26 protein-coding genes are annotated in these 21,671 nt (G+C 57.5%); 12 read left to right on the forward strand and 14 right to left on the reverse strand.

Going from position 1 to position 21,671, the window contains the following annotated elements; all coding sequences use genetic code 11:
- The first annotated feature begins 192 nt into the window (after positions 1–192).
- From hypA to flhA, 6 genes are all read left to right on the forward strand, one after another.
- A complete protein-coding gene (gene hypA / locus ACWKXX_RS17330; protein ID WP_006811742.1) occupies positions 193–543 on the forward strand; it encodes a hydrogenase maturation nickel metallochaperone HypA in 351 nt (116 codons plus the stop codon).
- 3 nt (positions 544–546) lie between these two features.
- Complete coding sequence (hypB, locus tag ACWKXX_RS17335; protein WP_032671926.1) at positions 547–1,410, forward strand: hydrogenase nickel incorporation protein HypB; 864 nt, start codon at positions 547–549, stop codon at positions 1,408–1,410.
- Positions 1,401–1,673 (forward strand): HypC/HybG/HupF family hydrogenase formation chaperone, encoded by a 273-nt coding sequence (locus ACWKXX_RS17340; RefSeq protein WP_023295333.1) that lies wholly within the window; start codon positions 1,401–1,403, stop codon positions 1,671–1,673. Before hypB ends, ACWKXX_RS17340 begins: the two co-directional genes overlap by 10 nt.
- Before the next feature lie 3 nt (positions 1,674–1,676).
- The gene (gene hypD / locus ACWKXX_RS17345; RefSeq protein WP_454540836.1) at positions 1,677–2,798 is read left to right on the forward strand and encodes a hydrogenase formation protein HypD; all 1,122 of its coding nucleotides are present in this window, start codon (positions 1,677–1,679) and stop codon (positions 2,796–2,798) included.
- Entirely contained in the window at positions 2,795–3,805 is a 1,011-nt protein-coding gene (gene hypE / locus ACWKXX_RS17350) for a hydrogenase expression/formation protein HypE (protein ID WP_017382807.1), read from the forward strand. Before hypD ends, hypE begins: the two co-directional genes overlap by 4 nt.
- A gap of 62 nt (positions 3,806–3,867) precedes the next feature.
- Positions 3,868–5,940 (forward strand): formate hydrogenlyase transcriptional activator FlhA, encoded by a 2,073-nt coding sequence (flhA, locus tag ACWKXX_RS17355; RefSeq protein WP_017382808.1) that lies wholly within the window; start codon positions 3,868–3,870, stop codon positions 5,938–5,940.
- Positions 5,941–6,001: 61 nt separating this feature from the next.
- On the opposite strand, the gene ACWKXX_RS17360 is transcribed toward flhA, so the two are convergent.
- Positions 6,002–6,346: a nitrous oxide-stimulated promoter family protein gene (locus ACWKXX_RS17360; RefSeq protein ID WP_022649174.1), complete on the reverse strand. Its 345-nt coding sequence runs from the start codon at positions 6,344–6,346 to the stop codon at positions 6,002–6,004.
- A gap of 175 nt (positions 6,347–6,521) precedes the next feature.
- Here ACWKXX_RS17360 and ACWKXX_RS17365 point away from each other — a divergent pair, with 175 nt between their 5' ends.
- Positions 6,522–6,752: a SymE family type I addiction module toxin gene (locus ACWKXX_RS17365; RefSeq protein WP_261666051.1), complete on the forward strand. Its 231-nt coding sequence runs from the start codon at positions 6,522–6,524 to the stop codon at positions 6,750–6,752.
- Positions 6,753–6,865: 113 nt separating this feature from the next.
- Positions 6,866–9,427 carry a DNA mismatch repair protein MutS gene (mutS, locus tag ACWKXX_RS17370; protein ID WP_032673308.1) on the forward strand — a complete coding sequence of 854 codons (2,562 nt, stop codon included), beginning with the start codon at positions 6,866–6,868 and terminating at the stop codon, positions 9,425–9,427.
- A 140-nt stretch (positions 9,428–9,567) separates the two neighbouring features.
- Here the strand turns inward: mutS and ACWKXX_RS17375 are convergent, their stop codons facing one another.
- The 3 genes from ACWKXX_RS17375 to ACWKXX_RS17385 are packed head-to-tail and all read right to left on the reverse strand — an operon-like array spanning position 9,568 to position 11,819.
- Positions 9,568–9,789: a non-oxidative hydroxyarylic acid decarboxylases subunit D gene (locus tag ACWKXX_RS17375; RefSeq protein ID WP_003862116.1), complete on the reverse strand. Its 222-nt coding sequence runs from the start codon at positions 9,787–9,789 to the stop codon at positions 9,568–9,570.
- 10 nt (positions 9,790–9,799) lie between these two features.
- Positions 9,800–11,227 carry a non-oxidative hydroxyarylic acid decarboxylases subunit C gene (locus tag ACWKXX_RS17380; RefSeq protein ID WP_015571702.1) on the reverse strand — a complete coding sequence of 476 codons (1,428 nt, stop codon included), beginning with the start codon at positions 11,225–11,227 and terminating at the stop codon, positions 9,800–9,802.
- The gene (locus ACWKXX_RS17385; RefSeq protein ID WP_017692764.1) at positions 11,217–11,819 is read right to left on the reverse strand and encodes a non-oxidative hydroxyarylic acid decarboxylases subunit B; all 603 of its coding nucleotides are present in this window, start codon (positions 11,817–11,819) and stop codon (positions 11,217–11,219) included. Before ACWKXX_RS17385 ends, ACWKXX_RS17380 begins: the two co-directional genes overlap by 11 nt.
- Before the next feature lie 173 nt (positions 11,820–11,992).
- Here ACWKXX_RS17385 and ACWKXX_RS17390 point away from each other — a divergent pair, with 173 nt between their 5' ends.
- A complete protein-coding gene (locus ACWKXX_RS17390) occupies positions 11,993–12,400 on the forward strand; it encodes a MarR family winged helix-turn-helix transcriptional regulator (RefSeq protein WP_015571704.1) in 408 nt (135 codons plus the stop codon).
- Here the strand turns inward: ACWKXX_RS17390 and ACWKXX_RS17395 are convergent.
- Positions 12,397–13,284, reverse strand: coding sequence for a LysR family transcriptional regulator (locus ACWKXX_RS17395; protein WP_022649179.1), 888 nt, complete (start codon positions 13,282–13,284; stop codon positions 12,397–12,399). The genes ACWKXX_RS17390 and ACWKXX_RS17395 overlap by 4 nt on opposite strands.
- Before the next feature lie 109 nt (positions 13,285–13,393).
- On the opposite strand from ACWKXX_RS17395, the gene ACWKXX_RS17400 reads away from it, so the two are divergent.
- Together ACWKXX_RS17400 and ACWKXX_RS17405 are read left to right on the forward strand one after the other, a co-directional pair.
- Entirely contained in the window at positions 13,394–14,596 is a 1,203-nt protein-coding gene (locus tag ACWKXX_RS17400; RefSeq protein ID WP_032102895.1) for an MFS transporter, read from the forward strand.
- Positions 14,593–14,970 (forward strand): DUF4440 domain-containing protein, encoded by a 378-nt coding sequence (locus ACWKXX_RS17405; protein ID WP_015571707.1) that lies wholly within the window; start codon positions 14,593–14,595, stop codon positions 14,968–14,970. The genes ACWKXX_RS17400 and ACWKXX_RS17405 overlap by 4 nt, the downstream gene beginning before the upstream one ends.
- A gap of 50 nt (positions 14,971–15,020) precedes the next feature.
- Here ACWKXX_RS17405 and rpoS read toward each other — a convergent pair whose 3' ends face one another.
- Together rpoS and nlpD are read right to left on the reverse strand one after the other, a co-directional pair.
- The gene (gene rpoS / locus ACWKXX_RS17410) at positions 15,021–16,013 is read right to left on the reverse strand and encodes an RNA polymerase sigma factor RpoS (RefSeq protein WP_013098493.1); all 993 of its coding nucleotides are present in this window, start codon (positions 16,011–16,013) and stop codon (positions 15,021–15,023) included.
- Positions 16,014–16,072: 59 nt separating this feature from the next.
- Complete coding sequence (gene nlpD / locus ACWKXX_RS17415; RefSeq protein ID WP_223259309.1) at positions 16,073–17,146, reverse strand: murein hydrolase activator NlpD; 1,074 nt, start codon at positions 17,144–17,146, stop codon at positions 16,073–16,075.
- Between nlpD and ACWKXX_RS17420 the strand changes: the two genes are divergently transcribed.
- Positions 17,079–17,219 (forward strand): peptidase, encoded by a 141-nt coding sequence (locus tag ACWKXX_RS17420; protein ID WP_223230135.1) that lies wholly within the window; start codon positions 17,079–17,081, stop codon positions 17,217–17,219. The two genes, nlpD and ACWKXX_RS17420, sit on opposite strands and share 68 nt — an antisense overlap.
- 94 nt (positions 17,220–17,313) lie before the next feature.
- Here ACWKXX_RS17420 and ACWKXX_RS17425 read toward each other — a convergent pair whose 3' ends face one another.
- The 7 genes from ACWKXX_RS17425 to ACWKXX_RS17455 form a co-directional block, all read right to left on the reverse strand.
- Positions 17,314–17,940: a protein-L-isoaspartate(D-aspartate) O-methyltransferase gene (locus ACWKXX_RS17425; RefSeq protein WP_015571709.1), complete on the reverse strand. Its 627-nt coding sequence runs from the start codon at positions 17,938–17,940 to the stop codon at positions 17,314–17,316.
- Complete coding sequence (gene surE, locus ACWKXX_RS17430; protein ID WP_017382816.1) at positions 17,934–18,695, reverse strand: 5'/3'-nucleotidase SurE; 762 nt, start codon at positions 18,693–18,695, stop codon at positions 17,934–17,936. The genes ACWKXX_RS17425 and surE overlap by 7 nt, the downstream gene beginning before the upstream one ends.
- The gene (gene truD, locus ACWKXX_RS17435; RefSeq protein WP_032619143.1) at positions 18,676–19,725 is read right to left on the reverse strand and encodes a tRNA pseudouridine(13) synthase TruD; all 1,050 of its coding nucleotides are present in this window, start codon (positions 19,723–19,725) and stop codon (positions 18,676–18,678) included. Before truD ends, surE begins: the two co-directional genes overlap by 20 nt.
- On the reverse strand, positions 19,722–20,201 hold the full coding sequence (gene ispF, locus ACWKXX_RS17440) for a 2-C-methyl-D-erythritol 2,4-cyclodiphosphate synthase (protein ID WP_015571711.1): 480 nt from the start codon (positions 20,199–20,201) through the stop codon (positions 19,722–19,724). The genes truD and ispF overlap by 4 nt, the downstream gene beginning before the upstream one ends.
- Positions 20,201–20,911 carry a 2-C-methyl-D-erythritol 4-phosphate cytidylyltransferase gene (ispD, locus tag ACWKXX_RS17445; protein ID WP_045349489.1) on the reverse strand — a complete coding sequence of 237 codons (711 nt, stop codon included), beginning with the start codon at positions 20,909–20,911 and terminating at the stop codon, positions 20,201–20,203. Before ispD ends, ispF begins: the two co-directional genes overlap by 1 nt.
- A 19-nt stretch (positions 20,912–20,930) precedes the next feature.
- Positions 20,931–21,242, reverse strand: coding sequence for a cell division protein FtsB (gene ftsB, locus ACWKXX_RS17450; protein ID WP_003862095.1), 312 nt, complete (start codon positions 21,240–21,242; stop codon positions 20,931–20,933).
- Between the two features lie 79 nt (positions 21,243–21,321).
- Positions 21,322–21,648 carry a DUF3561 family protein gene (locus tag ACWKXX_RS17455; RefSeq protein ID WP_023304328.1) on the reverse strand — a complete coding sequence of 109 codons (327 nt, stop codon included), beginning with the start codon at positions 21,646–21,648 and terminating at the stop codon, positions 21,322–21,324.
- Between the last annotated feature and the right edge of the window lie 23 nt (positions 21,649–21,671).

Genomic DNA, 21,671 nt, shown 5'->3' on the forward strand with positions numbered 1-21,671 from the left:
GGAGTTAGCGGCTGTTAAGCAGATTTCGTGCCAGTTTTTAATTTATTGATTTAAATGGATTTTAAAGAGAAGCGCACTGTCATCGCCGCGGTGTCGACGTGTCATTTCGACAGCGTTGACATCGTCACGCCATAACGCAAATCAAGCTGGCACCGTTATTGCATTGAAGGGGCAATTCATTAAGGAGGCGTCATGCACGAAATTACCCTCTGCCAGCGGGCACTGGAACTTATCGAACAGCAGGCAGTGCAAAACCACGCGAAACGCGTCACCGGCGTCTGGCTGAAGGTCGGGGCGTTTTCCTGCGTCGAGACCAGCGCCCTCACCTTCTGTTTTGAGCTGGTATGCCGCGGCACGCTGGCGGAAGGCTGCGAGCTGCATATTGAAGAGCAGCAGGCAGAGTGCTGGTGCGAGCAGTGTCAGGAGTACGTCACGCTGCTGTCATCGAAGGTGCAGCGCTGTCCGCAGTGCCAGAGCAGCGGGCTGCGCATCGTGGCGGATGACGGTATGCAGATCCAACGCCTCGAAATCGAGAAGGAGTAATGTATGTGTAGTACCTGCGGTTGCGCTGAAGGCAACCTGTATATAGAAGGGGATGAACACCGTCCCCACTCCGCGTTTCGCTCCGCGCCCTTTTCCCCTGCCCCGCGTCCCGCGGCGGCACTGACCGGCATCACCTTTGCCCCGCAGCGTTCCGACGCGGGCGACCTCCATTACGGCCATGGCGAAGCGGGTACGCACGCGCCGGGCATCAGCCAGCGCCAGATGCTGGAGGTGGAGATCAACGTGCTGGACAAGAATAACCAGCTCGCCGCCCGCAATCGCGCCCGCTTTGCCGCGCGCGAACAGCTGGTGCTGAACCTGGTCTCCAGCCCCGGCTCCGGTAAAACCACGCTGCTGACCGAAACCCTTAAACGTCTGAACGAACACGTCTCCTGCGCCGTAATCGAAGGCGACCAGCAAACGGTAAACGACGCCGCGCGCATCCGCGAAACCGGTACGCCTGCGATTCAGGTCAACACCGGGAAAGGGTGCCACCTGGACGCGCAGATGATTGCCGACGCCGCCCCGCGCCTGCCGCTGGCGGATAACGGTATCCTGTTTATTGAAAACGTCGGCAACCTGGTCTGTCCGGCAAGCTTCGACCTCGGCGAGCGGCATAAAGTGGCGGTGCTCTCCGTGACCGAAGGGGAAGACAAGCCGCTTAAATATCCGCATATGTTTGCCGCCGCCTCCCTCATGCTGCTGAACAAGGTCGACCTGCTGCCGTACCTGAATTTCGACGTGGATAAGTGCCTGGCTTACGCCCGGGAAGTGAACCCGGACATTGAGATCCTGCTGGTTTCCGCCACGCGCGGCGACGGGATGGACGCCTGGCTGAACTGGCTGGAGAACGAACGATGTGCATAGGCGTCCCCGGACAAATTCATTCCCTCGACGGCAATCAGGCCAAAGTGGAGGTCTGCGGCATCCTGCGCGATGTCGACCTGACGCTGGTAGGCAGCCACGATGAGACCGGCGCATCGCGTCTCGGCCAGTGGGTGCTGGTCCACGTGGGTTTTGCCATGAGCGTGATTAATGAGGAAGAAGCCCGCGACACGCTGGACGCGCTACAGAATATGTTCGATGTCGAGCCGGACGTGGGCGCCCTGTTGTATGGGGAGGAACGTTAACACATGCGTTACGTTGATGAATATCGCGCGCCTGAGCAGGTGTTGCAGCTTATCGATCGCCTGAAGACCCGCGCCTCGCTGCTGGACTACACGAAAGAAAAACCGCTGCGGATCATGGAGGTGTGCGGCGGACACACCCACGCCATCTTTAAATTTGGCCTCGACCAGCTGCTGCCGGAGAACATCGAGTTTATCCACGGCCCCGGCTGCCCGGTGTGCGTGCTGCCGATGGGGCGCATCGACAGCTGTATCGACATCGCCAGCCGCCCCGGTGTGATTTTTTGCACCTTTGGCGACGCCATGCGTGTACCGGGAAAAAATGGCTCGCTGCTCCAGGCGAAGGCGCGCGGCGCAGACGTGCGGATCGTCTACTCACCGATGGATGCCCTGACGCTGGCGATGGCTAATCCTGAGCGTAAGGTCGTCTTTTTCGGGCTGGGTTTTGAAACCACCATGCCCGCCACCGCCATTACCCTCCAGCAGGCTAAAGCCCGCAACGTCACAAACTTTTACTTTTTCTGCCAGCACATCACGCTTATTCCCACGCTGCGCAGCCTGCTTGAAGCGCCGGATAACGGTATCGACGCGTTTCTGGCGCCGGGCCACGTCAGCATGGTGATCGGCACAGAAGCCTACGGTTTTATCGCTGAACAGTACAATCGTCCGTTAGTGGTGGCTGGTTTCGAGCCACTTGATCTACTGCAAGGCGTGACCATGCTGGTTGAGCAGAAAATAGCGGCCCTGAGTGCGGTGGAAAATCAGTATCGTCGCGTGGTGCCCGATGCAGGTAACAGACGGGCACAGCAGGCCATAGCCGACGTGTTTAGCGTCGAAGGCGACAGCGAGTGGCGCGGACTGGGGCTGATTGCCGAATCCGGCGTGCACCTGACGCCCACGTATCGCGCCTTCGACGCCGAAGCGCATTTCCGCCCGCAGCCGCAGCAGGTGTGCGACGATCCCCGCGCCCGCTGTGGCGACGTACTCACCGGCAAATGCAAACCTCATCACTGCCCGTTATTTGGCAACGCCTGTAACCCGCAAACCGCGTTTGGCGCGCTGATGGTCTCTTCCGAAGGGGCATGCGCCGCGTGGTATCACTATCACAACCAGGAGTGTGAAGCATGAACACGGTGGAAATGGCGCACGGAAGCGGTGGACAGGCGATGCAGCAGTTGATTAACCGGCTGTTCATGGAGGCCTTTAATAACCCCTGGCTCGCCGAGCAGGAAGATCAGGCGCGTATTGACCTCGCGGCCCTGACCGCCCACGGTGACAGGCTGGCGTTCTCTACCGACAGCTACGTGATTGACCCGCTGTTCTTCCCGGGAGGCGATATCGGCAAGCTCGCCGTCTGCGGCACGGCAAACGACGTCGCCGTCAGCGGCGCGATCCCCCGCTACCTCTCCTGCGGGTTTATCCTCGAAGAAGGGTTACCGATGGAGACGCTCACGGCGGTGGTCAACAGCATGGCGCACACCGCCCGCGAGGCGGGGATCGCCATCGTCACCGGGGATACCAAGGTGGTACAGCGCGGCGCGGCGGATAAGCTCTTCATCAACACCGCCGGGATGGGGGCGATCCCTGCCGACATTCACTGGGGCGCGCAGCAGCTTTGCGCAGGCGACGTGCTGATTGTCAGCGGCACGCTGGGCTGCCACGGGGCAACCATCCTGAACCTGCGCGAAGGCCTGGGGCTGGATGGCGAGCTGCGCAGTGACTGCGCGGTACTCACGCCGCTGATCCAGACGCTGCGCGACATGCCGGGCGTAAAAGCCCTGCGCGACGCCACGCGGGGCGGCGTGAATGCCGTGGTGCACGAGTTCGCGGCAAGCTGCGGCTGCGGGATTGAGCTGACCGAGCGCGGCCTGCCCGTTAAGCCCGCCGTGCGCGGGCTGTGCGAGCTATTAGGGCTAGACCCGCTTAACTTTGCCAATGAGGGCAAGCTGGTGATCGGCGTGGAACGCGCGGCGGCGGAAGCCGTACTTGCACAGCTGCGCGCGCATCCTTTAGGGAAAGACGCGGCCATCATCGGCGACGTGGTTGAGCGCAAAGGGGTGCGCCTGACCGGGCTTTACGGCGTGAAGCGCACGCTGGATCTGCCGCACGCTGAACCGTTACCCCGAATTTGCTAGACCGCGCCAAAAGCGGTCAGCGCTGAATTTCTCTTTTTGCCAGTTTCTATTGGAAAGCAACAATGCCGTATACACCGATGAGCGATCTTGGACAGCAGGGCCTGTTTGACATCACGCGCACACTTTTACAACAGCCCGATCTCGGCGCGCTGAGCGATGCCCTGACGCGGCTGGTCAGGCAATCAGCGCTGGCGGACAGCGCCGCCATTGTGCTCTGGCATAGCGCAACCCACCGCGCGAGCTATTTCTCAACGCGTGATAACGGCAAAATCTTCGAATATGAAGATGAAACGTTTCTGGCCCACGGTCCGGTGCGGCGTATTCTCTCCCGCCCGGAAGCGCTGCACTGCAATTTTGACCAGTTTCGCCAGGCCTGGCCGAAGCTGGCAGAGAGCAATCTTTACCACCCGTTCGGCCACTACAGCATGCTGCCGCTGGCGGTGGAAGGGCAAATTTTTGGCGGCTGCGAGTTTATCCGCGATACCGACCAGCCCTGGAGCGAGGCGGAGTACGAACGCCTGCACACCTTTACCCAGATTGTGGCCGTTGTCGCGGAGCAGATCCAAAGCCGCGTCACCAATAACGTGGATTACGACCTGCTGAGCCGCGAGCGCGATAACTTCCGCATTCTGGTTGCCATCACCAACGCCGTGCTCTCCCGCCTGGACATGGATGAGTTGGTCAGCGAAGTGTCAAAAGAGATCCATCACTATTTTAAAATCGATGCCATCAGCATTGCGCTACGCGGCAACCGGAAAGGCAAGCTGAACATCTACTCCACCCACTACCTTGATGAAGCCAACCCGGCGCACGAGCAGAGCGAAGTGGACGAAGCGGGAACGCTGTCCGAGCGGGTATTTAAAAGCAAAGAGATCCTGCTGCTCAATCTCAATGAACAGGATCCGGTAGCCCCCTACGAGCGGATGTTGTTCAACACCTGGGGCAACAAGATCCAGACCCTGTGCCTGCTGCCGCTGATGTCCGGCAACACCATGCTCGGCGTGCTTAAACTGGCGCAGTGCGATGAGGCCGTATTTACCACCGCCAACCTGAAGCTGCTGCGCCAGATCGCCGAGCGTATCTCCATTGCGCTGGATAACGCCCTCGCCTATCAGGAGATCCACCGCCTGAAGGAGAGGCTGGTGGACGAAAACCTGGCGCTGACCGAGCAGCTCAACAACGTGGACAGCGAGTTTGGCGAAATCATCGGACGCAGCGATGCCATGTACAGCGTCCTTAAGCAGGTGGAAATGGTGGCGCAGAGCGACAGCACGGTGCTGATCCTCGGTGAAACCGGCACCGGGAAAGAGCTGATTGCCCGGGCGATCCACAACCTGAGCAACCGCAACAGCCGCCGGATGGTGAAGATGAACTGCGCGGCGATGCCTGCGGGCTTACTGGAAAGCGACCTGTTCGGCCACGAGCGCGGCGCCTTTACCGGCGCCAGCAGCCAGCGGCTGGGCCGTTTTGAACTGGCGGATAAAAGCTCGTTGTTCCTCGACGAAGTGGGCGATATGCCGCTGGAGCTTCAGCCCAAGCTGCTGCGCGTTTTGCAGGAGCAGGAGTTCGAGCGCCTCGGCAGCAACAAGCTGATCCAGACCGACGTGCGTCTGATTGCCGCCACCAATCGCGATCTGAAAAAAATGGTCGCCGACCGCGAGTTTCGCAGCGATCTTTACTATCGCCTGAACGTCTTCCCGATCTGCCTGCCGCCGCTGCGCGAGCGCCCGGAAGATATTCCGCTGCTGGTGAAAGCCTTTACCGCGAAGATTGCCCGCCGGATGGGGCGAAATATCGACAGTATTCCTGCCGAAACGCTACGCACACTCTCGGCGATGGAGTGGCCGGGGAACGTGCGCGAGCTGGAAAACGTCATTGAACGCGCGGTCCTGCTGACCCGCGGGAACGTGCTCCAGCTCTCCCTGCCAGAGGTTACTCCTTCTGAAACGACCGTGACCGCAACCGAGCTTGCGAAAGAGGGAGAAGATGAATATCAGCTCATTATGCGAGTGCTGAAGGAGACCAACGGCGTGGTAGCCGGACCGAAAGGTGCGGCGCAACGGCTGGGGCTGAAGCGTACCACCCTGCTCTCGCGCATGAAGCGTCTGGGAATCGATAAAGAGAGTCTGAATTAACCCGTCATTCCGGCGACGTCGCCCTGCGCGTAATTTGTCGCCCACTGCGGCGCGGAGCCGGTTATTTTTTGGGCCGATACTTTTCGGGTAATTCCGGAACCGGACGGCGATCGTCGATCAGATGACGGATGGTCAGAATCGGATGGCGCCATAACATACGTGGCCCTGCCCAGCGCATCACCTGCTTCATCTCTTCCCGTCGGGCGGGCTGATAACAGTGCACAGGGCACTGTTTGCAGGCAGGTTTTTCCTCACCAAACACGCATTTATCCAGCCGCTTATCGGCATAAGCCTTGAGCGCCGAATAGTGCCCCTCTTCTTTTATGGCGTGCGGACACCTGTTTTCGTACAGGGCGATCATTCTGGCGATCGTCTTTTTTTCTCGTGAAATACGTTTACCGGACATAACGTCGTCCTCAACAATAAAGTGCATTTATAATACCCTTTTATCCGCACATTTTCAGTCATTGCATTCCATTTTCTGAAGCGCCCTTCCAGAATTACCCCGCCCCCCGCTGCGTTTTACTGGTATTTTATACAGGCATAAATAACCACCTTTGACCGCATTCACCGGAGAGCTTATGCAAGAGATCACGATCGCCAAACCCTATCGTCACTTGAAAGTGGGTTACTTCAGAAAACGTCATGAAGACCGTAAAACGAAAATTCCAAAACGCTACAGCGTACACGCAGCGCTGAGCCTGAAAGGCGACTGGCTTGAGCAAGCGGGATTTACCACCAACTCGCAGGTTCGGGTGGGCGTCGAGCACGGGAAAATCATCATTGAATTAATGGTGGAAGATGCCTCGTAAAGTCGTGACTTTTTTCTGCGCCGCACCTTTTTTTCATGCGACAATAGAAGGAACAATCGGCCATTGAGCCGCTCAAAGCGTAATATTTTCAAAGAAATGGATATCATAACTCCATGAGCACAATCGACAATTTCGACGCGCATACGCCAATGATGCAGCAGTACCTGAAGCTGAAGGCACAGCATCCGGAAATTTTGCTGTTTTACCGTATGGGCGATTTTTACGAGCTTTTTTATGACGATGCGAAACGTGCGTCTCAGCTGCTCGACATTTCCCTGACGAAACGTGGCGCGTCAGCAGGCGAGCCCATCCCGATGGCAGGTATCCCGCATCACGCGGTTGAAAACTATCTGGCGAAGCTGGTGAACCAGGGTGAGTCTGTCGCTATCTGCGAACAAATTGGCGACCCGGCCACGTCGAAAGGCCCCGTTGAGCGCAAAGTCGTACGCATCGTGACGCCGGGAACCATCAGTGATGAGGCCCTGCTTCAGGAGCGCCAAGATAACCTGCTGGCGGCGATCTGGCAGGACGGTAAAGGGTTTGGCTACGCCACGCTGGATATCAGCTCCGGTCGTTTTCGCCTGAGTGAACCGGCTGACCGTGAAACCATGGCGGCTGAACTACAGCGCACCAATCCGGCAGAACTGCTTTATGCAGAGGATTTCGCCGAGACGGCGCTGATTGAAGGTCGCCGCGGCCTGCGTCGTCGTCCACTGTGGGAGTTCGAAATTGATACCGCGCGCCAGCAGCTGAACCTGCAATTTGGCACGCGAGATTTGATTGGCTTTGGCGTAGAAAACGCCCCGCGCGGGCTGTGTGCCGCAGGCTGCCTGTTGCAGTACGTTAAGGATACGCAGCGTACCGCCCTGCCCCATATCCGTTCCATTACCATGGAGCGTCAGCAGGACAGCATCATCATGGATGCCGCCACGCGCCGCAACCTGGAGATCACTCAGAACCTCGCTGGCGGCATGGAAAATACGCTGGCGTCGGTTCTCGACAGCACGGTTACCCCCATGGGCAGCCGTATGCTCAAACGCTGGCTGCATATGCCGATCCGCAATACCGACACGCTGATCGGCCGCCAGCAAACCATTGCCGCATTGCAGGATCGTTACACCGACTTGCAGCCGGTGCTGCGTCAGGTGGGTGATCTTGAGCGTATCCTGGCGCGCCTGGCACTGCGCACCGCGCGTCCACGCGATCTTGCCCGTATGCGTCACGCGTTCCAGCAGTTGCCGGAACTGCGTGCTCAGCTGGGAGAGATCGACAGCGCGCCAGTGCAGAAGCTGCGCGAAACCATGGGCGAATTTACCGAGCTTCGCGAACTGCTGGAACGCGCCATCATTGATGCGCCGCCTGTTCTGGTGCGGGATGGCGGGGTTATTGCTCCAGGTTATAACGAAGAGCTGGACGAATGGCGTGCGCTGGCCGATGGCGCGACGGATTATCTGGATAAGCTGGAAATCCGCGAGCGTGAACGTCTGGGGCTCGACACCCTGAAAGTCGGCTACAACGCGGTACACGGTTACTATATCCAGATCAGCCGTGGGCAGAGTCACCTGGCGCCGATTCACTACGTTCGCCGCCAGACGCTGAAAAATGCCGAGCGCTACATTATTCCCGAGCTGAAAGAGTACGAAGACAAAGTGCTCACGTCGAAAGGTAAAGCGCTGGCGCTGGAGAAACAGCTGTATGACGAGCTGTTTGACATCCTGATGCCGCACCTGGCTGACCTGCAACTGAGCGCCGCTGCGCTGGCCGAGCTGGATGTCCTGGTAAACCTGGCCGAGCGCGCCGATACGCTGAACTACACCTGTCCGACCTTTACTGACAAACCCGGCATTCGCATTACCGAAGGCCGCCACCCGGTGGTTGAGCAGGTGCTGAACGAGCCGTTTATTGCCAACCCGTTGAACCTGTCACCGCAGCGAAGAATGCTGATCATTACCGGTCCCAACATGGGCGGTAAAAGTACCTATATGCGCCAGACAGCCCTTATCGCGCTGCTCGCCTACATCGGCAGCTACGTTCCGGCGCAGAAGGTTGAGATTGGCCCTATCGACCGTATCTTCACCCGTGTGGGTGCGGCGGACGATCTGGCGAGCGGTCGCTCTACCTTTATGGTCGAGATGACCGAAACCGCCAACATTCTGCATAACGCGACAGAGAACAGTCTGGTGTTGATGGACGAAGTAGGACGCGGTACCTCCACCTATGACGGCCTGTCCCTGGCCTGGGCGTGCGCGGAAAGTCTGGCAAATAAAATCAAGGCGCTGACGCTGTTCGCAACGCACTATTTCGAACTGACACAGCTGCCAGAGAAAATGGAAGGCGTGGCTAACGTCCACCTTGATGCGCTTGAGCACGGCGACACCATCGCCTTTATGCACACGGTGCAGGACGGCGCGGCAAGCAAGAGTTATGGCCTGGCCGTCGCGGCGCTGGCGGGCGTGCCAAAAGAGGTGATCAAGCGCGCGCGTCAGAAACTGCGTGAACTGGAAAGTTTGTCACCGAATGCGGCGGCGACGCAGATAGATGGTACGCAGATGTCACTGCTGGCGGTCCCGGAAGAGACCTCTCCGGCCGTGGAAGCGCTGGAAAATCTCGACCCGGATACCCTGACGCCGCGACAGGCGCTGGAGTGGATTTATCGGTTGAAGAGTCTGGTTTAGTTCTCTGCGGTCTTTTTTGCCGGGTGGCGGCTTCGCCTTACCCGGCCTACAAAACCCGTAGGCCCGGTAAGCGTAGCGCCACCGGGCAAAGGACCGCACAATATTATCGCCCGGTAAGCGCAGCCGCCACCGGGCTTTTTTTACAGCAGCGGCGGGATCGTCGGCACCTGCGGCGCCTCATCAATATCCTTCTGCGTCATGCGGAACGCTTCCGGGTAATGCTCGCGGCTGGTACGGCGCAGCGGTTCGGTATCGCGCCAGGTATACAGACAGTGCTGACACTGGTATACCGTCCAGACACCTTTCACCGGTGATGTTGCCATCACTTCAATATGTTCATCGGCACAACGTGGACAAATCATTTTTTCCTCCTTATTGACGTGCCGCCAGCATCGCGGTCAGTTTTTCGGCCCAGGCTTTGGTTTCAGGGAGATCCTGTACCGGCTGGCTGTAGTGACCACGGTTGTCCGGGGCAACAGGGGTGGTGGCATCAATGATCAGCTTGTCAGTGATCCCCGCCGGGCTGGAGCCGGGGTCAAGCTCGAGCACAGACATATTCGGTAGCTGTACCAGATCGCCTGCCGGATTGACCTTCGATGACAGCGCCCACATCACCTGCGGCAGGTTAAACGGATCGACATCTTCATCCACCATAATCACCATCTTCACGTAACCCAGACCGTGTGGCGTGGTCATGGCGCGGAGCCCGACCGCACGGGCAAAACCGCCGTAACGCTTTTTAGTGGAGATAATCGCCAGCAGACCGTGGGTGTACATGGCGTTTACCGCCTGCACTTCCGGGAATTCAGCCTTCAGCTGCTGATAGAGCGGTACGCAGGTGGCGGGCCCCATCAGATAATCAATCTCGGTCCACGGCATGCCCAGGTAGAGAGATTCGAAAATCGGTTTAGTGCGGTAAGAAACTTTGTCGATACGCACAACCGTCATGTTGCGCCCGCCGGAGTAGTGACCGGTAAACTCACCGAAGGGCCCTTCAATTTCACGTTTCCGGCCTTCAATCACCCCTTCCAGGATCACTTCCGACCCCCACGGCACATCGAAACCGGTCAGCGGAGCCGTCGCAATCGGATACGGGCTTTCACGTAGCGCACCGGCCATCTCATACTCGGATTGATCGTATTTCAGCGGCGTGGCGCCCATCAGAGTGATGATCGGATCGTTACCCAGCGTAATGGCAATTGGCAGGTCTTCGCCGCGCTCTTCTGCCTTATGCAGATGCAACGCAATATCGTGCATCGGCACCGGTTGCAGGCCGAGCTTACGCTTGCCCTTCACTTCCATACGATAGATCCCGACGTTCTGCTTGCCGAAGTGATCGGGGTCGAGCGGATCGCGGGAGACAACGCATGCTTTATCGAGATAAAAGCCCCCGTCACCGTCGTTCAGGCGGAACAGCGGCAGAATGTCGAACAGGTTAATGTCTTCCCCGTCCACCGTGTTCTGCGCCCAGGCCGGGTTTGCACGACGCTCTGGCGCGACGGGAAATTTGTCCCAGCGACGAATAAACTCGTCGATCTGTTTTTTCACCGGGGTATTCGCCGGCAGCCCCATCGAAATAGCGTGGTTTTGCCACGAGCCGATAGTGTTCATCACCACACGGGCATCGGTGAAACCGCGAATATTATCGAACCACAGCGCAGGCGCGCCATCGCCAATGCGCCCGGTAGCGTTGGCGGCCGCCGCTAAATCCGGCTCAGCGTTTACCTCTTCCTCAATTTTCAGCAGCTGCCCTTGCTCATCGAGCGCCTGCAAGAAGCTTCTCAAATCATCAAATGCCATCTTTATTCTCCTGTGAAAAATGTTTCGCTGCCTGCAAACCTTCCCAGCGTCGGGCTTTTTTATGCTCCAGACCGAACTGGTCGAGAACGCGGGTCACGATATGATGGGTAATGTCATCGGCGGTTTGCGGGTGGTTGTAGTACGCAGGCATAGGCGGCACCATCGCCACGCCCATGCGGGAAAGGGCAAGCATGTTCTCGAGATGGATGGTGCTGAGCGGCGTCTCACGGGGAACCAGCACCAGCTTGCGTCCCTCTTTCAGCACCACGTCTGCCGCACGCCCTACCAGCCCTTCGGCGTAGCCCGCGCGGATACCCGCCAGCGTTTTCATGCTGCACGGGATGACGATCATGCCGTCGGTGCGAAACGAGCCGGAGGAGATGGTGGCAGCCTGATCGGCCGGGCTATGGACGACATCCGCCAGGGCAGCAACGTCATGCGCAGTGAAGGGCGTTTCCAGCTCAATCGTGGTTTTTGCCCACTTCGACATCACCAGATGCGTTTCCACCTCCGGCATTTCCCGCAGCGCCTGCAACAACGCCACGCCTAATGGCGCACCCGTTGCGCCCGTCATTCCCACAATCAATCTCATTCAGCACCTCAATTAGTTTGTTCGTATACGAACATATTAATTAAACTACGCCTTGATCCTGCTGCTGACAAGATCGTTCGTATACGATCACACTAATCACTAAAAAACTCTCGCGTTAAAATTCAGCCCGAGAGCGGCTATCATAGAGGGAGTATTTTTCCGTCGGAGTGTCCATGGAGTTAAGACAAGAAGCTTTCCACCTGCTACGTCAGCTTTTTCAACAGCATACCGCCCAGTGGCAGCACGCATTGCCCGAACTGACAAAGCCACAGTATGCGGTGATGCGGTCAATTGCTGAAAATCCTGGCATTGAGCAGGTTGCCCTGACTGAAGTCGCGGTGAGCACCAAAGCGACGCTGGCAGAAATGCTGAGCCGCATGGAAGCACGCGGCCTGGTCAGGCGCGAGCACGATCCGGCGGACAAGCGCCGTCGGTTTGTCTTTCTGACGGCCGAAGGTGAGGCCCTGCTTGAGAGCAGTAAACCGATTGGAAATGAGGTGGATGAGGCGTTTTTAGGGCGCCTTAACGGCGCGGAAAGAGAGCAATTTTCAGCGCTCATTAAAAAGATGATGCAGGATTAAGTAACCCTGACGCGCATAAAATCAATAAATGTTCGCACTTTCGCGGGCACATGCCGGGCATCAGGATAAACGGCATAGATGCCCTGCTGAGCGAACGTGTACGCCGGTAACAGCGAGACCAGTTCCCCTGCATCCAGTGCGTTTCGCACCAGCCACTCCGGCAGCAGCGCCACTCCACATCCCGCGAGGGCAAAAGCCATCAGCGCCTGGGCGCTGTCTGCATACAGGCGCGGCGCTCTCTTGATCTCAAAGGAAACCGGCTGCTCATCAACACCTCTCACCTGCCAGCGCAGCGGCGAGGTTAAACGCTCATGAATGATCCAGTCCGCTTCCGCCAGCTGCTCCAGCGAGTTAACCGGATGGTTTGCCAGCCAGCCTGGCGTTGCCACGGGCAGGATGGTGAAGGAGGTCATCAACGCGGCGTGGTAGCGCGAATCTGCAAGCGTGCCGAGCCGGATAGCGACATCGAAGCGCTCGGCGATAAGATCGGCATGCAAAGAGGACGAGACATGCCGCACGCGGAGATCCGGGTGCAGCTGGCTAAATTCAGCCAGCAAAGGCACCACAACCTGCGAGCCATATTCGGGCGTGGTGGTGATCCGCAGTTCTCCCGTCAGCCCGGCGTGGTTGGCGCGAACGTCATCCTGCAATCGCTCTGCATCCCGTAACAGCATCACGCTTCGTTGATGAAAGAGCTTCCCCGCCTCGGTCAGCGTCAGGCGTCGGGTGGTTCGCAGCAACAGGGTGACGCCCAGCTCCTCTTCAAGCTGACGAATATGAAAGCTGACCACCGCTTTTGTCAGCCCCATCGCCTCCGCCGCGGCGGTGAAACTGCCGGTGTCCGCTACGGCGATAAACATCGCCGTACGCTGTAAATTAAGCATCGCTTGCCTGGTTAACTGTCAAAATAATGTTGACAGTATATCGTGCTTTGTCGCGTTTATCCGTAACGCGCGGGCCGATACGATACGCCACCTCACCGGAGGAACTTCCATGACGTATCGCAGCAAAATCGCCGTCGTCTTTCTGCTCGGCTTTTTCCTTGATTTGATAAACATGTTTATTGCCAGTATCGCCTTTCCGGCGATGGCTCGTGCTTTCAATACCACACCTTCCGCGCTTGCCTGGGTAAGTAACGGATACATTGCCGGGCTGACGCTAGTCATCCCTTTCAGCAGTATCCTGACGCGCCGCGTCGGGCCGAAGCGCGTTATCCTGCTCTCACTGCTTCTCTTTAGCGCGGCCTCCGTTGCGGCGGGTCTCTCATCTTCGCTGGAAAGTCTGATTGCCTGGCGAGTCGTACAGGGCGCCGGAGGGGGTTTACTGATCCCGGTTGGTCAGGCGCTGACCTGGCAACAATTTAAGCCTCATGAGCGGGCCAGACTCTCCTCGGCGGTGATGCTGGTCGCACTGCTTGCCCCCGCGTGCTCACCGGCTGTGGGCGGTATGCTGGTTCAGACATTCAGCTGGCGCTGGATATTTTTTGCCACCCTGCCCGTCGCCATTGTCACCTTTGCTTTGGCCTGCGCGTGGCTTAAAACAGAACCGTCGCCGATAAACACCACCAGGACAGTAAACCTGTCTTTGCTGACGGATCCGCTGTTGCGCTTATCCATGCTTATCTATGTGTGCGTACCCGGCATTTTTATCGGCGTGAACGTAACGGGCATGTATTACCTCCAGAGCGAGGCCAATATGACACCCGCCGCAACGGGCATGCTTATGCTGCCGTGGTCTGTGGCTTCGTTTTTGGCTATCACCGCGACAGGACGCTATTTCAACCGTATCGGCCCCCGGCCGCTGGTGGTCATCGGTTGCCTTTTGCAGGCGACGGGCATTCTGCTTTTAGTTAACGTCGGCCCGGCAATGCTGCTACCTGCCGTTGCGTTTGCGCTGATGGGCGCGGGGGGAAGCCTTTGCAGCAGTACGGCTCAGAGCAGCGCGTTTTTGACGATGCGACCGGAAGATATGCCCGATGCCAGCGCGCTATGGAATCTGAATCGTCAGTTGAGCTTTTTTGCGGGCGCTCTGCTGCTGGCGCAGGCGCTGAGCTTCATGCAGGATTATCTCGCGCCGCTGGCCGCCTGGCACGGGATGTTTGTTTTTGCCGCAGTCATCACCCTGCTGCCCGTACTGTACGTCTACCGTCTTAACAACACGCAGTTACTTGCGCAACTGCAACAGGAGCAACCATGACCCATTTCGAACAAGAGATCCTCGACATTCACGTCGCCCTTGAAAACTGGTTAGGTGCAGGCGAAGGCGATCGGGACGCCCTGCTCGCCCGTTTCCGTCCGGATTTTCTGATGGTTCCACCGAGTGGCAACCCTTTAGATCATCACGCGCTTGCCCAATTTTTATATGCGCAGCGGGGAACCCGACCCGGGCTCAGGATCGACATTGATGCGTTAACAACGCTTCAGACATGGGACAACGGCGCAGTGCTCCATTACCGGGAGACGCAAACCCGGCCAGGCCAGCCCGTCAACGTGCGCTGGTCAACCGCAGTGCTTAATCAGGAAGGGGATAACATCACCTGGCGTTTGCTGCACGAAACGGCGCAGCCGTAAGGCATAAAAAAGGCCCGTCTCACGACGGGCCTTTTCTGACGAATGGTTGCTTACTCGCGGAACAGCGCTTCGATATTCAGACCTTGCCCTTGCAGGATTTCACGCAGGCGGCGTAGTCCTTCAACCTGAATCTGACGAACACGTTCACGGGTCAGGCCAATCTCACGGCCGACGTCTTCCAGTGTCGCAGCTTCATACCCCAGTAAACCGAAACGACGTGCCAGCACTTCACGCTGTTTGGCGTTCAGTTCGAACAGCCATTTGACGATGCTCTGTTTCATGTCATCGTCCTGCGTGGTGTCTTCCGGGCCGTTGTCTTTTTCATCGGCCAGGATGTCCAGCAGCGCTTTTTCGGAGTCGCCACCCAGCGGGGTGTCAACCGAGGTAATGCGCTCGTTGAGACGCAGCATACGGCTTACGTCATCAACCGGTTTGTCGAGTTGCTCTGCAATCTCTTCCGCACTTGGCTCGTGGTCCAGTTTATGGGACAACTCGCGCGCGGTACGCAGATAAACATTCAACTCTTTGACGATGTGGATCGGCAGTCGAATCGTACGGGTCTGGTTCATAATAGCCCGTTCGATGGTCTGACGAATCCACCAGGTCGCGTAGGTTGAGAAACGGAACCCGCGTTCCGGGTCAAACTTCTCAACTGCGCGGATGAGACCTAAGTTGCCCTCTTCAATCAGATCCAGCAGAGCCAGACCACGATTGCCATAACGGCGGGCAATTTTCACGACCAGTCGCAGGTTACTTTCGATCATGCGACGACGCGAGGCAACATCACCACGCAAAGCACGACGTGCGAAATAGACTTCTTCTTCGGCCGTTAGCAGTGGGGAGTAACCAATCTCCCCAAGGTAAAGCTGAGTCGCGTCCAGCACACGCTGTGTGGCACCCTGCGATAACAGCTCTTCTTCAGCCAAATCGTTATCACTGGGTTCCTCTTCTACTAAGGCTTTTTCGTCAAAAGCCTCTGCTCCGTTCTCATCAAATTCCGCGTCTTCATTTAAATCATGAACTTTCAGCGTATTCTGACTCATAAGGTGGCTCCTACCCGTGATCCCTGGACGAGACACCCTGGCTGGCATGCCCCGTCAATTTATCGCTGCGGTAAATATTGCAGCGGGTTTACGGATTTCCCCTTGTAACGAATTTCAAAATGCAAGCGTGTAGAACTGGTTCCGGTGCTACCCATGGTAGCGATTTTTTGCCCCGCCTTAACTTCTTGTTGTTCCCGGACCAGCATAGTGTCGTTATGGGCGTAGGCACTCAGGTAATCATCATTATGTTTGATGATAATAAGATTACCGTAACCGCGCAGTGCGTTACCGGCATAGACAACGCGCCCGTCTGCGGTCGCGATGATTGCCTGTCCTTTACTGCCTGCGATATCGATCCCTTTGTTGCCCCCCTCAGAGGTAGCGAAGTTCTCGATAATCTTGCCGTCAGTTGGCCAGCGCCAGGTGGTGATTGACGAGCTGGCATTCTGACTGCTTGCAGTCGGTACAGTAGAGCTAACCACAGGTGCCGTAGTCGGTGCTGTGACAACAGTCGCAGTACCTTTATTATTCGGCAACATTTTGTTAGCACTCTGATCACCTGAATCCTCAGAATACGTAATTACAGGTTGTGAAGCAACCACCGTGGTGGTTTTTTGTGCAGGGGTGACGCTGTTATTTTGCGCAGTTACGTCGGCCGCTGAAACGGTGTTGCCTGGCGTAAGCGGTGTCCCCGTCGCGTTGCCAACCTGAAGCGTTTGCCCGACTTCCAGAGCGTACGGGGCCTGGACGTTGTTTCGCTGTGCCAGATCGCGGAAATCGTTCCCGGTGATCCAGGCAATATAGAACAGCGTATCGCCGCGCTTCACGGTATAGGTGCTGCCGCCGGTATAGCTACCTTTCGGAATGTTCCCATACTTGCGGTTATACACTATGCGGCCATTTTCGGTCTGAACAGGCTGATCCACTGGCTGAATCTGCGAAGGCTGCGTAACTGGACGCTGAACCGGCTGGATCTGCGGAGTTTGCTGCGCCGTGGACGTGCCCATTTTAGGCGGAGGGGTAATCAACATTCCGCTGGACGTATTACCCGAGCCGCTGGTTCCATTGACGGAACTGACGGGCGCAGGTGCATTGTCAGAACTTGTACAGCCTGCCAGCCAGAGCGAAACCAGTGATAATGCCGCAACACGGCTGATGGTGAATTTTGGGCTTCCCGCGCTCATTTATCCCCCAGGAATGTGTTAACTACCAGTGACTTAAAAATAACCGTGATGGCACGAACCTATCGCGCCACACCATACGCTGAATTTGCCTCAATAACCCTGGAAAAATCCGAGTCTCAGGCCAGCTCGCCCTTAACCAGGGGCACAAAGCGCACGGCTTCCACGGTATCGATAATAAACTCGCCGCCGCGTCGACGAACGCGCTTTAAAAGCTGCTGCTCATCGCCGACGGGCAAAACTAGAATGCCGCCCTCGTCCAGCTGCGAGAGAAGTGCAGCGGGAATTTCAGGTGGCGCGGCCGTGACTATTATGGCGTCAAACGGGGCGCGAGCCTGCCAACCCTGCCATCCATCGCCGTGGCGTGTCGATACATTATGTAAATCAAGCTGTTTCAGGCGACGGCGCGCCTGCCACTGCAAGCCTTTAATCCGTTCCACGGAACAGACATGGTGCACAAGGTGGGCCAGGATCGCAGTCTGATACCCTGAACCGGTGCCAATTTCCAGCACCCGAGAGTCTGGCGTTAACTCCAGAAGCTCCGTCATACGCGCCACCATGTAAGGCTGCGAAATCGTCTGGCCTTGCCCGATGGGCAGCGCCACGTTTTCCCACGCTTTGTGTTCAAACGCCTCATCTACAAACTTCTCACGGGGAACCTGGGCAAGCGCATCCAGCACCTGCTCGTTGGCGATCCCCTGTGCGCGTAATTGTTCCAGAAGAGTTTGTACACGTTTACTTACCATTGCGCGTTCACTCCGACCCGATCTAACCAGTCCGACACCACATCATGCGCGCTATAAGCGGTTAAATCTACGTGCAACGGCGTAACGGAAACGTAACCCTCATCCACCGCAGCGAAGTCGGTGTCTGGCCCGGCATCGCATTTATCTCCCGGCGGGCCGATCCAGTACAGGGTATTGCCGCGCGGATCCTGCTGGGGAATAACCTGATCGGCCGGATGGCGACTGCCGCAGCGCGTCACGCGGATCCCTTTGATCTCGTCCAGCGGGAGATCCGGCACGTTAATATTGAGGATACGTCCGGTACGCAGCGGCTCGCGGCCAAGCGCACGGAGAATAGAGCAGGTTACCGCGGCGGCAGTGTCATAGTGGGTGTGGCCGTTTAACGAGACCGCCAGCGCCGGGAACCCCAGGTGACGCCCCTCCATCGCCGCGGCCACGGTGCCGGAGTAAATCACATCATCGCCAAGATTCGGCCCGGCATTGATGCCGGAGACCACAACATCCGGCCGCGGGCGCATCAGCGCATTTACGCCCAGAAACACGCAGTCGGTCGGCGTCCCCATCTGGACGGCAATATCGCCATTCTCAAAGGTAAAGGTGCGAAGTGAAGACTCCAGCGTCAATGAGTTAGACGCGCCACTGCGGTTACGATCGGGAGCCACGACCTGCACATCCGCAAATTCGCGGAGGTGTTTCGCCAGCGTCTGAATACCTGGCGCATGGATCCCGTCATCGTTACTCAGCAATATTCGCATAATCACCCGACGTGTTGATAAGTTCCCTGACAACACTGGTGGCAAAGCTACCTGCCGGCAGCCAGAAGCGTAACTCGACGGTTACGTCATCCCACCAGTTCCAGCTCAGCTGTTGCGGGTAGAGGAGCATCGCACGGCGCGCCGCCTCGACTTTTTCCCGCACCAGCAATGATTGTAATTCTGGCGCATCCGCCACCGCTGACTGCTCAGCGGCCAGCGCCTCGCCCTGGGTTCCCCAGTCGCCTGAGCCCGGCAAGGCGGCGGTAATCATCAGCGATTTAGCGTCCACGCGCGACTGGGCATCGGCCATCTCATCGGCCGTTGCCACAAACCAGCTTCCGCGTCCCGCTAATTGTAGCGCATCGCCGACAACAACTTGATTCGCGTCCGGTTTTTTCAGCCGTTCGCTCACAATCTGATTAAACAACGCACTGCGGGCTGCCGACAACCAAAAACTGCGTTTATTCCTGTCGCGCACCGGCGCGCTGCTTTGCGCCCAGCGCAGCGCGCCCAGCAGGTTGCTGCCACCAATGCCAAAGCGCTGTGCGCCAAAATAGTTTGGCACGCCGCGTTCGGTAATGGCCTTCAGGCGTTTTTCAACGTCATCGCGGTCGGTCACTTCACGCAGCACCAGCGTGAAATCGTTGCCTTTCAACGCTCCCGGACGCAATTTGCGTTTGTGGCGGGCATACTCCAGTACCTTACAGCCCTCAAGCTCAAATTTGCTTAAATCGGGCATGGCATTGCCGGGCACGCGGGCGCAAAGCCACTGTTCGGTCACGGCATGCTTATCCTTTTGACCGGCAAAGCTCACCTCGCGGGCGTGAATGTTGAGGAATTTTGCCAGCGCGTCCGCCACGAAGCGGGTGTTGCAGCCGTTTTTCAGAATGCGCACCAGGATGTGCTCGCCTTCGCCGTCCGGCTCAAAACCCAGATCTTCCACCACCACGAAATCTTCAGGGTTGGCTTTCAGCAGACCCTTGCCCTGCGGTTTACCGTGCAGATACGTCAGGTTGTCGAAATCCGTCATTTGACCGCCTTCACCAGCAGCGCCACGGCTTCACAGGCAATGCCTTCGCCACGACCGGTAAAGCCCAGCTTCTCCGTGGTGGTCGCTTTGACGTTGACGTCGTCCATATGGCAGCCCAGATCTTCAGCGATAAACACGCGCATCTGAGGGATGTGCGGCAGCATCTTCGGTGCCTGAGCAATGATCGTCACATCAACGTTGCCGAGGGTGTAGCCTTTGGCCTGAATACGACGCCAGGCTTCGCGCAGCAGTTCGCGGCTGTCTGCGCCTTTAAAAGCAGGATCGGTGTCCGGGAACAGTTTACCAATGTCGCCCAACGCGGCGGCACCCAGCAGCGCGTCGGTCAGCGCATGCAGCGCCACGTCGCCATCAGAATGCGCCAGCAAACCTTTTTCGTATGGAATGCGCACGCCGCCAATGATAATTGGGCCAACGCCGCCAAAGGCGTGTACATCAAAACCGTGTCCAATACGCATTATGCCTTCTCCTGAGGGGTCGTACGGGTAAGATAAAATTCCGCGAGCTGTAAGTCTTCCGGGCGCGTCACTTTTATATTATCAGCGCGCCCTTCAACAAGCGTTGGGTGGAAACCGCAATACTCCAGCGCCGAGGCTTCGTCCGTAATGGTCGCACCTTCTTTGAGCGCACGCGTTAAGCAGTCGTGAAGTAATTCGCGGGGAAAAAATTGTGGCGTCAGCGCGTGCCATAAATCCACGCGCTCGACGGTGTGGGCAATCGCCAGTTTACCCGGTTCGGCACGCTTCATGGTGTCACGCACCGGGGCGGCCAGAATGCCGCCCACGTTACTGGTTTCACTCAGGGCCAGCAGACGTGACAGATCGTCGTGATGCAGACAGGGACGCGCGGCATCGTGCACCAGCACCCACTGCGCGTTCCCGGCAGCCTGAATGCCCGCCAGAACAGAGTCGGCCCGCTCGGCGCCGCCGTCAACAACGGTAATCTGGGGATGATGTGCCAGCGGGAGTTGCGCAAAACGCGCATCGCCGGGGCTGATGGCAATAACCACGCGTTTCACCCGGGCATGCGCCAGCAGCGCTGCCACGGCGTGCTCGAGGATCGTTTTATCACCAATTGAGAGGTACTGCTTGGGACACTCTGTCTGCATGCGCCGGCCAAAACCTGCGGCCGGCACCACGGCACAGACGTCCGAAAAAGTTGCTGCCATGTCGTAATCCTGGGCCTGATTATCGATTGTTTTGTGCGGAGCCCTGATTGCGTTTAGACGCATCCGGAACCAGGCGATAAAACGTTTCGCCCGGCTTAGTCATACTGAGTTCATTGCGTGCGCGCTCCTCAATCGCCTCCTGGCCGCCATTGAGGTCATCAATTTCAGCAAAAAGTTGATCGTTACGCGCTTTAAGTTTGGCGTTTGTCGCCTGCTGTGCCGCGACGTCATCGCTCACCCGGCTGTAGTCGTGCAGTCCGTTTTTGCCGAACCACAGCGAATATTGCAGCCAGACCAGCAAAGCCAGCAACAGCAGCGTTAGTTTACCCATCCTGCCCCCTGAAAAAACGGCATCATCATCCCATAACTTTCCGCTGGACTCTACTGCGGGGTTTTAATTATGCCGTAAGTTAGCCCATCAGCCATAAAAACAGCAGGCCAAAGATGACCACAACGGTGGCGATAGTGATGAACGTACTATACAGGAGCTTGCCGTTGAAAAGGGAGTGCAGCGCCACGCCCACAACCACCGCAACGGGCATCAGCGCCAGAAAGAAAGGCCAGGTATAGAGGAAGAAAAAGAGAGTGTTACCACCATAGATCAAAAACGGGATACCCAGCGCCAGTAACCACGACACGAAGCCGACTATCGCCCCAGGGAAGGACCAGGTCGTCTCGTCGTCGGTCGTTAACGGTTCCGACCCGGTGGTAATCATGTAGTTTTCACTGTTGCGCATAGCTAATCCTGTGACCGTGACTC

The organism is Enterobacter sp. UPMP2061, assembly GCF_053709615.1.

Coding starts and splice junctions, on each gene's coding strand:
- hypA (WP_006811742.1), top strand. CDS start 193: ATGCACGAAATTACCCTCTGCCAGCGGGCACTGGAACTTATCGAACAG.
- hypB (WP_032671926.1), top strand. CDS start 547: ATGTGTAGTACCTGCGGTTGCGCTGAAGGCAACCTGTATATAGAAGGG.
- ACWKXX_RS17340 (WP_023295333.1), top strand. CDS start 1,401: ATGTGCATAGGCGTCCCCGGACAAATTCATTCCCTCGACGGCAATCAG.
- hypD (WP_454540836.1), top strand. CDS start 1,677: ATGCGTTACGTTGATGAATATCGCGCGCCTGAGCAGGTGTTGCAGCTT.
- hypE (WP_017382807.1), top strand. CDS start 2,795: ATGAACACGGTGGAAATGGCGCACGGAAGCGGTGGACAGGCGATGCAG.
- flhA (WP_017382808.1), top strand. CDS start 3,868: ATGCCGTATACACCGATGAGCGATCTTGGACAGCAGGGCCTGTTTGAC.
- ACWKXX_RS17360 (WP_022649174.1), bottom strand. CDS start 6,346: ATGTCCGGTAAACGTATTTCACGAGAAAAAAAGACGATCGCCAGAATG.
- ACWKXX_RS17365 (WP_261666051.1), top strand. CDS start 6,522: ATGCAAGAGATCACGATCGCCAAACCCTATCGTCACTTGAAAGTGGGT.
- mutS (WP_032673308.1), top strand. CDS start 6,866: ATGAGCACAATCGACAATTTCGACGCGCATACGCCAATGATGCAGCAG.
- ACWKXX_RS17375 (WP_003862116.1), bottom strand. CDS start 9,789: ATGATTTGTCCACGTTGTGCCGATGAACATATTGAAGTGATGGCAACA.
- ACWKXX_RS17380 (WP_015571702.1), bottom strand. CDS start 11,227: ATGGCATTTGATGATTTGAGAAGCTTCTTGCAGGCGCTCGATGAGCAA.
- ACWKXX_RS17385 (WP_017692764.1), bottom strand. CDS start 11,819: ATGAGATTGATTGTGGGAATGACGGGCGCAACGGGTGCGCCATTAGGC.
- ACWKXX_RS17390 (WP_015571704.1), top strand. CDS start 11,993: ATGGAGTTAAGACAAGAAGCTTTCCACCTGCTACGTCAGCTTTTTCAA.
- ACWKXX_RS17395 (WP_022649179.1), bottom strand. CDS start 13,284: ATGCTTAATTTACAGCGTACGGCGATGTTTATCGCCGTAGCGGACACC.
- ACWKXX_RS17400 (WP_032102895.1), top strand. CDS start 13,394: ATGACGTATCGCAGCAAAATCGCCGTCGTCTTTCTGCTCGGCTTTTTC.
- ACWKXX_RS17405 (WP_015571707.1), top strand. CDS start 14,593: ATGACCCATTTCGAACAAGAGATCCTCGACATTCACGTCGCCCTTGAA.
- rpoS (WP_013098493.1), bottom strand. CDS start 16,013: ATGAGTCAGAATACGCTGAAAGTTCATGATTTAAATGAAGACGCGGAA.
- ACWKXX_RS17425 (WP_015571709.1), bottom strand. CDS start 17,940: ATGGTAAGTAAACGTGTACAAACTCTTCTGGAACAATTACGCGCACAG.
- surE (WP_017382816.1), bottom strand. CDS start 18,695: ATGCGAATATTGCTGAGTAACGATGACGGGATCCATGCGCCAGGTATT.
- truD (WP_032619143.1), bottom strand. CDS start 19,725: ATGACGGATTTCGACAACCTGACGTATCTGCACGGTAAACCGCAGGGC.
- ispF (WP_015571711.1), bottom strand. CDS start 20,201: ATGCGTATTGGACACGGTTTTGATGTACACGCCTTTGGCGGCGTTGGC.
- ispD (WP_045349489.1), bottom strand. CDS start 20,911: ATGGCAGCAACTTTTTCGGACGTCTGTGCCGTGGTGCCGGCCGCAGGT.
- ftsB (WP_003862095.1), bottom strand. CDS start 21,242: ATGGGTAAACTAACGCTGCTGTTGCTGGCTTTGCTGGTCTGGCTGCAA.
- ACWKXX_RS17455 (WP_023304328.1), bottom strand. CDS start 21,648: ATGCGCAACAGTGAAAACTACATGATTACCACCGGGTCGGAACCGTTA.